An 11,664-nucleotide genomic window follows, 5' to 3' on the forward strand; every position below is an offset into this window, starting at 1 on the left:
GCTTTCGGCGCTGCCGCGGTCGGCCCGCGACTGCCAGGCTAACGACTACTCGGGCAGCCGCAGTTCCAGGTCGGTGCGCGCGCTGACCCCGTCGGTGCCGAGTGCGGCGAGGAGGTCGGCCACGGCGCCGTGGCCGGGGAGCTGTGCCTCCGGGTCCACGTCGTTCCAGGGGGCGAGCACGAAGGCCCGCTGGTGGGCGCGCGGGTGCGGCAGGGTGAGGGTCGGGTCGGCGGAGACGGTGTCGGCGTAGGAGACGATGTCCACGTCGATGGTGCGCGGTCCCCAGCGCTCTTCCCGCACCCGGTCGAAGGCTTCTTCGATGGCGTGGCCGCGCTCCAGCAGGGAGCCCGGGGGCAGGGTGGTCTTCACCGCGACCACGGCGTTGAAGTAGGAGGGCTGGGAGCCCGGCTCGACGCCCCAGGGCTCGGTCTCGTAGACCCGGGAGACGGCTTTGACGCGCAGCCCGGGGGTGTCCCCGAGGGCGTCGACGGCACCCTGGAGGGTCTCCAGGCGGTTGCCGAGGTTGGCGCCCAGGGCGATCACCGCCCACTTGGGGTTCGACAATGTCACGTCGGCGGCGTCCACCTGCTCGACCACGGCAGCCGGTACAGGCTGGACGGTCGGGTCGCTCTGGGCGTTCAGTCCGTTGTTCATGCGCGGCTCCGGGTGATCGTGATGGTCACGTCGTCGAAGGGGACGGTGATCGGCGCGTCCGGCTTGTGCACGACGACCTCCACCTGGGCTACCGCCTCGTGCTTGAGGCACTGTTGTGCGATCCGCTCGGCGAGGGTCTCGATGAGGTCCACGGGCTCGCCCTGCACCACGTCGACGACCTCTTCGGCCACGACGCCGTAGTGGACGGTCTTCGCCAGGTCGTCATCGGCCGCTGCGGGGCGGGTGTCGATGTGGAGCACCAGGTCCACGATGAAGGTCTGGCCCTCTTCGCGTTCCCGGGGGAAGACGCCATGGTGCCCGCGGGCCTTGAGGCCGCGCAGCGCGACACGATCCACGCGAATCACTCCTGCTTTCGTAGGTTCTCCGGGTCCGGTTCCTGCCGGTCCCATGGGCCTACGCCGAGTGCGGTCGGCGTCGTCCTCCTTCGAATTTACCTGCGGGTGATGACGCCGGGTGCCCAAGGGGTGGCTCCGGCCCCGTCAGAGCCTCCGGATCGCGTGTGCCCCGTGTTCGCGGAGCGTAACCGTCCGCCGATCGGCCCCCGGCCGCGCGAGGGCCGGCCGGTGGGGGTCCGGGCCTGGTGGCGGCGGGGCCGCGGGCGGTTCAGGCCCCCTCGTCGGGCTCCTCGTCCTCGTTCTCGGTGAGCACGGGGGAGCCGTGGTGGGACCAGATCCGCCAGCCGGCGGGTGTGCGGCGGAACACATTGGTGGCGACCACCAGCTGGCCCACCAGGGGGCCCAGCTCCCCGGCCTCCTCGGCGGGGCCGCCGCTGAGGATGTTCTCGGTGCAGGTGACCACCGCGGTGTCCCCGATGACGGTGGTCCGGGTGTCGGTGAGGAAGAACTGGATGTACTCGGTGTGCGCCATGATCAGCGCGTACGAGCGGAGCACCTCGCCGCGGCCGGACAGGACCGGCCAGCCGGGGTGCACGCAGGAGATCTCGTCGTCGAGCCAGAGCGCGGACAGCTTCTCGAAGTCGCCCTGCTCCATCGCCTCGTAGAAGGCGGTGTTCGCGGCCTCCACGGCCTCCGTACCGCTGTCGTCGGGGCTCACCGGGCGGCGCCCTCGACGGCGCGGGCGACCCGGACGGCGTCGGCGGTGGCCCGGACCTCGTGGACGCGGACGGCCCAGGCGCCCTCGTGGGCGGCGATGGCGGAGACGGCGGCGGTGGCCGCGTCCCGTTCCCGGGCGGGCGGCGGGGCGGCTCCGTCGGGGCCGGCCAGGACCCGGCCGAGGAAGCGCTTGCGGGAGGCGGCCACCAGCAGGGGCCGGCCCAGGGCGCCCAGCTCGCGCAGGTGCGCGACCAGGGCGAGGTCGTGCGCGGCGTCCTTGGCGAAGCCCAGGCCGGGGTCGACCACCAGCCGGTCGGGGGCGATGCCGCCTGCGATGACGGCCTCCATCCGGGCCCGCAGCTCGGCGGCCACCTCGGCGACCACGTCGGTGTAGACGGCCCGGCTGTTCATGTCGGCGCTGAAGCCGCGCCAGTGCATGACCACGAAGGGGACTCCGGTGGCGGCGACGGCGGGGATCATGCCGGGGTCGGCGAGGCCGCCGCTGACGTCGTTGACCAGCAGGGCGCCCGCGGCCACGGCCCGCTCGGCGACCTCGGCCCGCATGGTGTCCACGGAGACCGCGACCCCTTCGGAGGCGAGCCCGCGGACCACGGGCACCACCCGGCGCAGCTCCTCCTCGGCGTCCACCCGGCTGGCGCCGGGGCGGGTGGACTCCCCGCCCACGTCGACCAGGTCGGCGCCCTGGGCGACCAGGTCCAGGCCCCGCTTGACGGCGGCGGTGGTGTCGAACCAGCGGCCGCCGTCGGAGAAGGAGTCGGGGGTGACGTTGACGACCCCCATCACCGCACAGCGGTCCCAGTCCGGCAGCCCCACCACCCGGCCCCGGCCGCCCCCGACGGTGGTCTCGTCGTCGCCGCGCAACGTGTTCATGCCCCCAGGGTAGGGCCGGGCCCCGACCGCTACGCGGCCTGGACCTCCCGCTCGCGCTGGGGGGCGGACAGCGGGGCCGCCGGGGCGATCACCGCGTGCGCGCAGGGCCGCTGCGGCCGGGCCGGGCGGCGGCTCGCGAAGAGCCGGGGCAGGGCCAGGGTGACGAAGCCCTCGGCCTGCATCGCGGCGAACCCGATGCGGGGCAGGTCACGGGTGGTGCGGAAGACCACGAAGCGGGGCTCCCAGCGGGGCCGGAACTTCGCGTTGAACTTGTACAGGGACTCGATCTGGAACCAGCGGGACAGGAACACCAGCAGGCCGCGCCAGGCGCGCAGCACCGGTCCGGCGCCGATCTTCTCGCCGCGGGCGAGGGCCGAGCGGAACATCGCGAAGTTCAGCGAGACCTTCTCGATCTTCAGGTCGGGGGCGGCCTGGAGGGCGGCCACGATCAGCAGCTCGTTCATGCCGGGGTCGGCGGCGCGGTCGCGGCGCATGAGGTCGAGGGACATGCCGTCCGGGCCCCAGGGCACGAAGTGCAGCACCGCTTTGAGGTCCCCGTACGGGCCGGGGGCGGCGCCCTCGGCCTCCTCGGGGTCGGTGCGGTGGGCGGTGGCGATGATGCAGTCGCCGTCCCCGGCCTCGCCGACCCGGCCCAGGGCCATGGAGAACCCGCGCTCGGTGTCGGTGCCGCGCCAGGCGGCCGCGGCGGCCCGGACGTGCGCCAGCTCGGTCTCGTCCAGCTCGCTGACCCGGCGGACCCGGGTGGTGTAGCCGTTGCGCTCGATGCGCTTCACCATCTGGCGGACGTTGCGCATGGCGCGGCCGCTGAGGGAGAAGTCCTTCACGTCCACGATGGCCTCGTCGCCGAGCTCCAGGGCGTCCAGCCCGGTCTCGCGGGTCCAGACCTCGCCGCCGGTCTCGCTGCAGCCCATCACGGCCGGGGTCCAGGAGTGGGCGCGGGCCTCGTCCATGAACCGCTCGATGGCCCCGGGCCACGCCTCGACGTCCCCGATCGGGTCGCCGGAGGCCAGCATGACCCCGGAGACCACCCGGTAGGTGACGGCGGCCTTGCCGCTGGGGGAGAAGACCACGGCCTTGTCGTGGCGGAGCGCGAAGTGGCCCAGGGAGTCCCGGCCGCCGTGCTTCTCCAGCAGGGCGCGCAGCTTGTCCTCGTCCTCGGCCGTGAGGCGGGCGGCCGGGTGCTCGGGGCGGAAGGCCAGGTAGATGGTGGTGATCGCGGTCAGCAGGCCGAGGGCGCCGAGGGAGTAGCCCACCGTCCAGGACACCCGTCCGGCGTAGTCGACCGGTCCTTCGAAGCCGAAGAGCCCGTAGATCACGTGGGTGAGCTGGTCGGCGACGCCCGGGTCGCCGAGGACCCGGCGCGGGTGCGAGTTGACGATCACCAGGCCGAGGCCGATGGAGAAGGCGCTCATGAGCACGAAGTTCGCCAGGGCCTTCCAGCGGCTGCGCGGGTCGGGCAGCGCGTCGAACTCACCCTGATGGCGGAGCAGCAGCGCGAGGAGCGCCGCGGCCAGCAGCACGCCGATCACGGAGTGCCGGTACGTGAACTGCGCCACTGCCCCCGCGGGCAGCAGGATCACGGCGGCCCGCCAGGCGCGGCGCTTGCGGCGCTTCAGCCCGTGGGCGAGGAGGAGCAGCAGCACGCCGGCGCTGATCGCCAGGGCCGCCGCGAAGGGGCCGAGGGAGCCGGGCAGGACCTCGGTGACCGCGTGGATCCGGCTGTGCCGGAACCGGGGGAAGACCCCGGCCGCGATGTCGAGGAGCCCGACGAGGGCCACGGCGGTGCCCACCAGGCCCGGTACCTTCTCCGGCCGTGGCCCGCGGAGGATGCGGCGGACCCCGTGCGGAACCTGTCCCGACTTATCGCCATCTATCCTGCTAGACATCGCTTCCCGTGACTCCGTGAGTGATCCTGTGGCCGAGGTGCCACAGCGGCATCCGGACATGTGCGACCACTAGGACGGCGCAGAGCGGGAGCGGGTTCACTTCCGCCGGGAAAAAATCCGGGGAAGGACTCGAAACCGCCGGCAAGAAAGTCACTGACTGCTCATGGGTCTCACCAGCAATACGGTTCTGGCGCTCGCCATCCTGGCCGGTGTGCTGCTCTTCGCGGCCACCGTCTGGTGGTGGCCGAAGCTGTCGGGTCGCACCTGGCGCGCGGTCGCCGGCCGGATCGGACTTCTCCTCGCGACACAGTTGGCGCTGTTCTCCGCGGTGGGCCTCGCGGCCAACAAATCGTTCCTCTTCTACGGCTCCTGGGCGGACCTGTTCGGTCAGGAGACCGAAATGGGAGTGGTGGTCGACCATTCCGCCGGGGCGAAGGACATCAAGGTCGTCGGCACCCAGAAGCTGGACGTCCCCGGCAGCGGGAACCCCGCGGTCGGCGGGCAGATCCAGAAGGTGGTGGTCGCCGGGGAGAAGTCGAAGATAACCAGCCCGGCGTACGTCTACCTGCCGCCGGAGTACTTCCAGCCGCGGTACGCCAAGGAGAACTTCCCGGCCGCCCTCGTGCTCACCGGATACCCGGGCACCGCGGAGAACCTGATCAAAGGGCTGAACTACCCGAAGACCGCCTTCAAGCAGGTCAAGGCGGGAAAGATGAAGCCGATGATCCTGGTGATGCTGCGGCCGACCGTGGCCCCGCCGCGGGACACGGAATGCGTGGACATCCCCGGCGGCCCGCAGACGGAGACCTTCTTCGCGAAGGACCTGCCGAAGGCCGTCAAGGAGACCTACCGCGTCGGTGACAAGCCGCAGAACATGGGCTTCATCGGGAATTCCACCGGCGGCTACTGCGCCCTGAAGATCACCCTCCACCACCCGCAGACCTTCGGGGCGGCCGCCGGCCTGTCGGCGTACTACAAGGCTCCGGACGACCCCACCACCGGTGACCTCTTCCACGGGAACGAGGCGCTGGAGCGGCGCTCCGACATCCTGCGCAGCATGAAGGACCTGCCGGCCTCGCCGGAGCCGACCTCCTTCCTGGTGACCAGCAGCAAGTCGGGCGAGGGCAACCTCTCGGACACCAAGAAGTTCATCAAGCTGGTGAAGTCCCCCGACCGGGTCTCCTCGATCGTCCTCGACAGCGGCGGCCACAACTTCAACACCTGGCGCCGGGAGATCCCCCCGATGCTGGAGTGGATGAGCGGCCGCATCACGGCCTGATCCACGGGCCCCCGGGCCTACCTGCCGGCCCCCTGATCCCGACCCCCGGGCGCGCCCGACAGCGCGGAGCCCCCGGACGGCGAGGCCGTCCGGGGGCTCCGGCGTTCCCCGGGCCGGGTCAGTCGGCCGTGGGGGCCGTGGGGGCCGGTTCCGGCGGGGCGGCCCGGCGCAGTGCCCGGTGCACCCCCGCCGGGGTCAGCACGCCCAACGCCTCACCGGTGTCGGGGGCGGTGACCGCGATCCGGCCCGCGTCCTCCTGGAGCAGCAGGGCCAGGGCCTGCCGCAGGGAGGCGCCCAGCTCCACGGAGGGCAGTCCGGCCGCGGCGCCCCGCTCCGAGCCGCCGGGCTCCAGGTCGGCCTCGGAGACCCCGGTGACCGCGAGTCGCTTCAGGCCCCGGTCCGAACCGACGAATCCGGCCACGTAGTCGGTGGCGGGGGCGGCCAGCACGGCCGCCGGGGCGGCGAACTGCTCGATGGTCCCGTGCCCGTACACGGCCATCCGGTCCCCGAGCCGGACGGCCTCCTCCAGGTCGTGGGTGACCAGCAGGATCGTCTTGCGCACGGTCCGCTGGAGGGCCAGGAACTCGTTCTGCAGCCGCTCGCGGACCACCGGGTCCACCGCCCCGAACGGCTCGTCCATCAACAGCACCGGCGGGTCCGCGGCCAGTGCCCGGGCCACCCCGACCCGCTGCCGCTGCCCGCCGGAGAGCTGCTCCGGGTAGCGGTCGCCGTACACGGCCGGATCCAGCCCCACCAGCTCCAGCAGCTCGGCCGCCCGGGCGCGGGCCTTGGCCCGGCCGGTGCCCAGCAGCCGCGGCACGGTGGCGGTGTTCTCCAGGACCGTCTTGTGGGGGAAGAGCCCCACCTGCTGGATCACGTACCCGATGCGGCGGCGCAGCTCCACCGGGTCGGCGGCGGCGATGTCCTCCCCGGCCAGCAGGATCCGGCCGGAGGTGGGCTCGATCAGGCGGTTGACCATCTTCATCGTGGTGGTCTTGCCGCAGCCCGAGGGCCCCACCAGGGTGACCAGCTCGCCCTCGGCCACCTCGAAGGAGAGGTCCTCGACGGCGGTGGTCCCGTCCGGGTAGCGCTTGGTCACCTGCTCGAATCGGATCATCGTGCCATCTTCGCTCAGTCGCGCGGGTGAAGTGTGAAGGACGTGTTGCCCGCAGGCAAAGGATCAAGCCACTTCCGGGGGACAAGGGTTAGGGTCGCGTACGGAGGACAGCCGGTGACGGGGGGTGGGAAGTGACGGTTCAGCAGAACTGCCTGGTGGCGAACGACTGGATCTGCTGGGAGTACGTGCGCTCCCGCAGCGAGGAACTGACCGACGCCACCGTCCAGCACGTCTGGATCACGGTCCTGTCGGTGCTCCTCGGCCTCCTGGTGGCCCTGCCGCTGGCCCTGCTGGCCCGCCGGGGACGCCACTTCGCCGCACCCGTGCTGGCCCTGACCACCATCCTCTACACGGTGCCCTCGCTGGCCATGTTCTCCCTGCTCCTGCCCGTCTTCGGACTGTCCGCGAGCCTGGTGGTCACCGGCCTGGTGCTGTACTCGCTGACCATTCTGGTGCGCAACGCCCTGGCCGGTCTGGAGGCCGTCCCCGCGGAGGTGAAGGAGGCGGCCCGCGGCATGGGCTACGGACCGCTGCGGCTGCTGTGGCAGGTGGAGCTGCCGCTCGCGCTGCCCGCCCTGTTCGCGGGGATCCGCATCGCGACCGTCTCCACCGTGGCCCTGACCACCGTCGGCTCGATCGTCGGCAAGGGCGGCCTGGGCAATCTGATCGCCCCGGCCGTGAACAGCTCCTTCAAGGCCCAGGTGCTCACCGCCTCGGTGCTCTGCGTGCTCCTGGCCCTCGTCGCCGACCTGCTGCTCCTCGGCGTGCAGCGGCTGCTGACCCCGTGGACCCGGGCCTCCCGCGGTACCCGCGGCGCCGGCGGCTCCCGACCGAACGGGCGGCGGTCCCGGACCGCCCCGACCTCCGGGGCGGCCGGCGCCCCGGTCGGGAAGGCGTGACCGTGGGCGTACTGGGAGAAGCCTGGAACTGGCTGGCGGACGGGGCGAACTGGTCCGGGGAGAGCGGCGTCTGGCACCGGCTCGGCGAACACGTCTACGTCAGCGGACTGGCCCTGCTGATCTCCTGCGCCGTGGCCCTGCCGATCGGCCTGTGGCTGGGCCACACCGGACGCGGCGGCGCCCTCGCCGTCAACGTCTCCAACGTGGGCCGTGCGGTGCCGGTCTTCGCGGTCCTCGCCCTGTTCATGGTCTCCCCGCTGCGCAGCGCCGGGTACGTGCCGACGGTGACGGCCCTCGTGCTGTTCGCGGTGCCGCCGCTGCTGACCAACGCCTACGTGGGCATGCGCGAGGTGGACCGGTCGGTGGTGGAGGCCGCGCGGGGCATGGGCATGTCCGGCACGCAGCTGTTCCGGCAGGTGGAACTGCCCCTGGCCCGGCCGCTGGTGATGACGGGTCTGCGCTCCGCCGCCGTGCAGGTGGTGGCGACCGCCACCATCGCCGCGATGGTCGGTCAGGGCGGCCTCGGCCGCATCATCACCGCTGGGTTCAACACCTACGACACCGCGCAGGTCGTCGCGGGAGCCGTGCTGGTGGCCGCGCTGGCCCTGCTGGTCGAAGGGTTCCTGGTGGCCGCCGACCGACTGCTGGGCCCGGTGCGCCGCTGACGCCGCCCGGGACGGGACCGCCCCCACCGGCCGGCGGTCCGGCCGCGTCGCAGACCGGACGCTGACCGCCAGCACCCACACTTCGCACGTCCCCGGGACCACCCGTCCCGGGACCACCCGTCCACGACGTACCACCGAACGGAGTTCCCCGATGAGCAGGACCACTCGCGCCCTCGGCGCGGCCCTGGGCGCGCTGGCCCTGGCGGGCTCGCTCGCCGCCTGCGGCGGCGACAGCCTGGAGAAGAGCAAGGACGGCGGCTCGGCGAGCGCCTCCGCCGGGGGCGGGAAGAAGGGCTCGCTGGTGGTCGGCGCGGCCGGCTTCACCGAGTCCAACGTCCTCGCCGAGCTGTACGCCCAGCTGCTCAAGGACGCCGGCTACGGCGCGAGCATCACCACGGTCGCCAACCGCGAGCTGTACGAGCCCGCCCTGGAGAAGGGCGAGATCGACGTCGTCCCGGAATACGCGGCCACCCTCGCGGAATTCCTCAACGCCAAGGTGAACGGCCCGAAGGCGCCCGAGCAGAAGCCGGTGGCCTCCAGCGACGTGAACGCCACCGTGGCCGCGCTGGAGAAGCTGGCCGGCCCGCTCGGACTGAAGGTGCTGCCCGCGGGCGGGGCGGTGGACCAGAACGCCTTCGCCGTCAGCAAGGAATTCGCCGCGAAGAACAACCTCAAGACCCTTTCGGACCTGGGGAAGTCCAAGATCGAGGTGAAGATCGCCGCCGGTGACGAATGCGCGGTGCGCCCCTTCTGCGCGGTGGGCCTGAAGGAGAAGTACGGAATCAAGGTTTCCGGCATCGACCCGAAGGGCGTCGGCACCCCGCAGTCCAAGCAGGCCGTCAAGGACGGGGTGGACCAGCTGGTGCTGACCACCACCACGGACGCCACCCTGGACGGCTACGGGCTGGTCCTCCTGGAGGACGACAAGAAGCTCCAGAACGCCGACAACGTGCTCCCCGTGGTGAACGCGAAGGAGGCCGGCTCCCCCGAGGTGGCCGCCGCCCTCGGAAAGCTCACCCAGGTGCTCACCACCGCCGACCTGGTGGAACTCAACCGCAAGGTGGACGCCGAGCGCGCCAAGCCCGCCGACGTGGCCAAGGAGTACCTGGAATCCAAGGGCCTCCTGAAGAAGTAGCGGCGGAACTCCCGCAGTTCCGGACAAGGGGCCGGAAAAGGGCTCGACCGGTACCGGAGATGACATCCGATCCGACCCGGAGAAGCGGTCGGAGAAGAGGTCGGAGAAGGCACCGGAAGGGCCCGTGACGGGGCTGTGATCCCTTCGTGGGGCAACCGACGGGAACGGATTCCCGGGCGGCTGCCCCACGTCGGGGCCACGCACGGTAAATTTCAGGCCATGCCACGTGGACGCCATCGCCAATCACCTCCGCTGCACCGGCTGCTGACCCCTTCGGCCATCGCCGGGGTCTCCCTGGCGGGCGCCGCCGGCGCCTGGCTGCTCGCCGAACCACTGGCACTGCGCCTCCTGGTGGCCCTCACCGCCGCGGCCGGGGTCACCGGGGCCGTGGTGATGCGCGGCTGGGACCGCGCCGCCGGCCGTCGCGTCGCCGAGCTGGGCCGCGAGCGGGTCCGCGAGGAATGGCGCACCGAGGACCGCATAGCCGAGCTGGAGAACCGGCTGGAGGAGGCCCGCGTGCTGCGGGCCCGGATCGACGCGAAGCTCCGCAGCAAGCGCATGGAGCTGGCCGGGCTCCGCGGCGAGCACGCGGCCCTGCTGCGCCGCTACGCCACCGCCGAGACCGAGCGGGCCGGCGTCCTGGAGGACCGCCGCCTGCTCACCATCGAGGCGAACGCCCCGGCCGGCGAGCTGGCCGCGGTCACCGAGGAGCGCACGGCCGCGGGCGCCCCGACGGCCGTGGGCTACGCCCGCGCCGCCGCCGCGCTGACCGCCCTGGCCGGCCGCCGCTCCGGCCCCGCCGCCCTGCCGCCGGCCCCGCCCCGCCCCGGCCCCGACGGACCCACCGGCTCCGGCGCCCCGGCCCCTACCGCCGACGCCCCGGCCGTCCCCGCGCAGGCCCCGGCCGCCGAGGCCGCTCAGGCCGCCCCCGCGGAGCCCCGCCCCGCCGCCCCCGCCCCCGAGCACGGCCGCGCCCTGCCGGGCCCCCAGGGCGCCGCCCTGCCCGCCCGCCGCCCCGCCCCGGCCGCCACCTCCGTGGAACCGGCCCCCGACCGCCGCGCCGCGGTCCGCCTGGAGGGCGGCTTCGACTTCTTCGGCACCAAGAGCGCCGACGAGGCCCGCGCGGCCATCGAGGCCGTCCAGAACGAGGACCTCGCCGACGTGGTCGGGGCCGAGGCCCTCGCCGCCCACAAGGCCGAGTCCGGGGAGCCCGCCTTCAAGCCCCGGGACCCGCAGCAGACCGTCACCGGCCAGGTCGTCGACCTGACGGAACACGACGAGACCGAGCCCATCGACGTGGTCACGCTGCGCACCGCGATCTCCTGACCGCCCCCTCCGGGACCGGCCGCGGGCCGGGCACCGGGCCGCCCGTGGCGGCCGGTGCCCGGCCCGTCGCGCACCGTCTCCTATGCTCGGAGAAGAACAATTCGAATCCCAGAGGAGCAGAGCATGGGTCAGAACGTCTTCTTCGAGGTGTCCGCCGACGGCGAGAAGCTCGGCCGCATCGAGTTCAAGCTGTACGACGACGTCGTGCCGAAGACGGCCCAGAACTTCCGTGAGCTGGCCACCGGCCAGCACGGCTTCGGCTACAAGGGCTCGCCGTTCCACCGCGTCATCCCGGGCTTCATGCTCCAGGGCGGTGACTTCACCAACCAGAACGGCACCGGCGGCAAGTCCATCTACGGCGAGAAGTTCGCGGACGAGAACTTCCAGCGGAAGCACGACCGCCCGGGCCTGCTGTCGATGGCCAACGCGGGTCCGAACACCAACGGCTCGCAGTTCTTCGTCACCACGGTCGTCACCGGCTGGCTGGACGGCAAGCACGTCGTCTTCGGCGAGGTCGTCTCCGGCATGGACGTCGTCACGGCCGTCGAGGCCCTCGGCAGCGGCTCCGGCCGCACCGCCAAGAAGATCGTCGTCGAGGACAGCGGTCTCGTCTGAGTCGCACCCCGGCGCACCGCCGGAGGCCGGCACCCCGCCCGGGGTGCGTCGTCGTTGTCACCTTGAGATCGGTTGTGGTCTTTACTCTTGACGCAGACGGGCC

The 11,664-nt window shown here is 72.7% G+C and carries 12 protein-coding genes; 6 read left to right on the forward strand and 6 right to left on the reverse strand.

The annotated features are described in order from the left end of the window. Positions 1 to 45 precede the first annotated feature (45 nt). The 5 genes from folK to ABTZ17_RS25000 all read right to left on the reverse strand — a co-directional run bounded on the left by folK (position 46) and on the right by ABTZ17_RS25000 (position 4,525). Complete coding sequence (folK, locus tag ABTZ17_RS24980; RefSeq protein WP_352197937.1) at positions 46 to 654, reverse strand: 2-amino-4-hydroxy-6-hydroxymethyldihydropteridine diphosphokinase; 609 nt, start codon at positions 652 to 654, stop codon at positions 46 to 48. After that, positions 651 to 1,010, reverse strand: coding sequence for a dihydroneopterin aldolase (folB, locus tag ABTZ17_RS24985; protein ID WP_150209025.1), 360 nt, complete (start codon positions 1,008 to 1,010; stop codon positions 651 to 653). The genes folK and folB overlap by 4 nt, the downstream gene beginning before the upstream one ends. 268 nt (positions 1,011 to 1,278) lie before the next feature. Further along, on the reverse strand, positions 1,279 to 1,728 hold the full coding sequence (locus tag ABTZ17_RS24990) for a nuclear transport factor 2 family protein (RefSeq protein WP_352197938.1): 450 nt from the start codon (positions 1,726 to 1,728) through the stop codon (positions 1,279 to 1,281). Then, positions 1,725 to 2,618, reverse strand: coding sequence for a dihydropteroate synthase (folP, locus tag ABTZ17_RS24995; RefSeq protein WP_352197939.1), 894 nt, complete (start codon positions 2,616 to 2,618; stop codon positions 1,725 to 1,727). The genes ABTZ17_RS24990 and folP overlap by 4 nt, the downstream gene beginning before the upstream one ends. 29 nt (positions 2,619 to 2,647) lie before the next feature. After that, a complete protein-coding gene (locus tag ABTZ17_RS25000) occupies positions 2,648 to 4,525 on the reverse strand; it encodes a phosphatidylglycerol lysyltransferase domain-containing protein (RefSeq protein WP_352197940.1) in 1,878 nt (625 codons plus the stop codon). Positions 4,526 to 4,688: 163 nt separating this feature from the next. On the opposite strand from ABTZ17_RS25000, the gene ABTZ17_RS25005 reads away from it, so the two are divergent. Then, positions 4,689 to 5,804, forward strand: coding sequence for an alpha/beta hydrolase (locus ABTZ17_RS25005; RefSeq protein WP_352197941.1), 1,116 nt, complete (start codon positions 4,689 to 4,691; stop codon positions 5,802 to 5,804). Positions 5,805 to 5,922: 118 nt separating this feature from the next. Here the strand turns inward: ABTZ17_RS25005 and ABTZ17_RS25010 are convergent, their stop codons facing one another. Then, positions 5,923 to 6,921, reverse strand: coding sequence for an ABC transporter ATP-binding protein (locus ABTZ17_RS25010; protein ID WP_352197942.1), 999 nt, complete (start codon positions 6,919 to 6,921; stop codon positions 5,923 to 5,925). A gap of 131 nt (positions 6,922 to 7,052) precedes the next feature. On the opposite strand from ABTZ17_RS25010, the gene ABTZ17_RS25015 reads away from it, so the two are divergent. The 5 genes from ABTZ17_RS25015 (at position 7,053) to ABTZ17_RS25035 (ending at position 11,561) form a co-directional block, all read left to right on the forward strand. After that, the gene (locus ABTZ17_RS25015) at positions 7,053 to 7,820 is read left to right on the forward strand and encodes an ABC transporter permease (protein WP_352197943.1); all 768 of its coding nucleotides are present in this window, start codon (positions 7,053 to 7,055) and stop codon (positions 7,818 to 7,820) included. A 2-nt stretch (positions 7,821 to 7,822) separates the two neighbouring features. Then, positions 7,823 to 8,485, forward strand: coding sequence for an ABC transporter permease (locus ABTZ17_RS25020; protein WP_352197944.1), 663 nt, complete (start codon positions 7,823 to 7,825; stop codon positions 8,483 to 8,485). Positions 8,486 to 8,636: 151 nt separating this feature from the next. After that, on the forward strand, positions 8,637 to 9,620 hold the full coding sequence (locus ABTZ17_RS25025; protein WP_352197945.1) for an ABC transporter substrate-binding protein: 984 nt from the start codon (positions 8,637 to 8,639) through the stop codon (positions 9,618 to 9,620). 219 nt (positions 9,621 to 9,839) lie between these two features. Then, the gene (locus tag ABTZ17_RS25030; protein WP_352197946.1) at positions 9,840 to 10,946 is read left to right on the forward strand and encodes a hypothetical protein; all 1,107 of its coding nucleotides are present in this window, start codon (positions 9,840 to 9,842) and stop codon (positions 10,944 to 10,946) included. A gap of 123 nt (positions 10,947 to 11,069) precedes the next feature. Then, positions 11,070 to 11,561 carry a peptidylprolyl isomerase gene (locus ABTZ17_RS25035; RefSeq protein ID WP_352197947.1) on the forward strand — a complete coding sequence of 164 codons (492 nt, stop codon included), beginning with the start codon at positions 11,070 to 11,072 and terminating at the stop codon, positions 11,559 to 11,561. Positions 11,562 to 11,664: the final 103 nt, after the last annotated feature.

The organism is Streptomyces sp. NPDC097619, from assembly GCF_040302735.1.
In the GTDB taxonomy this organism is placed as follows: Bacteria; Actinomycetota; Actinomycetes; order Streptomycetales; family Streptomycetaceae; genus Streptomyces.

Excerpts from the sequence above, each read along its gene's own strand:
- folK (WP_352197937.1), bottom strand. The coding sequence starts at position 654 with ATGAACAACGGACTGAACGCCCAGAGCGACCCGACCGTCCAGCCTGTA.
- folP (WP_352197939.1), bottom strand. The coding sequence starts at position 2,618 with ATGAACACGTTGCGCGGCGACGACGAGACCACCGTCGGGGGCGGCCGG.
- ABTZ17_RS25000 (WP_352197940.1), bottom strand. The coding sequence starts at position 4,525 with ATGTCTAGCAGGATAGATGGCGATAAGTCGGGACAGGTTCCGCACGGG.
- ABTZ17_RS25005 (WP_352197941.1), top strand. The coding sequence starts at position 4,689 with ATGGGTCTCACCAGCAATACGGTTCTGGCGCTCGCCATCCTGGCCGGT.
- ABTZ17_RS25010 (WP_352197942.1), bottom strand. The coding sequence starts at position 6,921 with ATGATCCGATTCGAGCAGGTGACCAAGCGCTACCCGGACGGGACCACC.
- ABTZ17_RS25025 (WP_352197945.1), top strand. The coding sequence starts at position 8,637 with ATGAGCAGGACCACTCGCGCCCTCGGCGCGGCCCTGGGCGCGCTGGCC.
- ABTZ17_RS25030 (WP_352197946.1), top strand. The coding sequence starts at position 9,840 with ATGCCACGTGGACGCCATCGCCAATCACCTCCGCTGCACCGGCTGCTG.
- ABTZ17_RS25035 (WP_352197947.1), top strand. The coding sequence starts at position 11,070 with ATGGGTCAGAACGTCTTCTTCGAGGTGTCCGCCGACGGCGAGAAGCTC.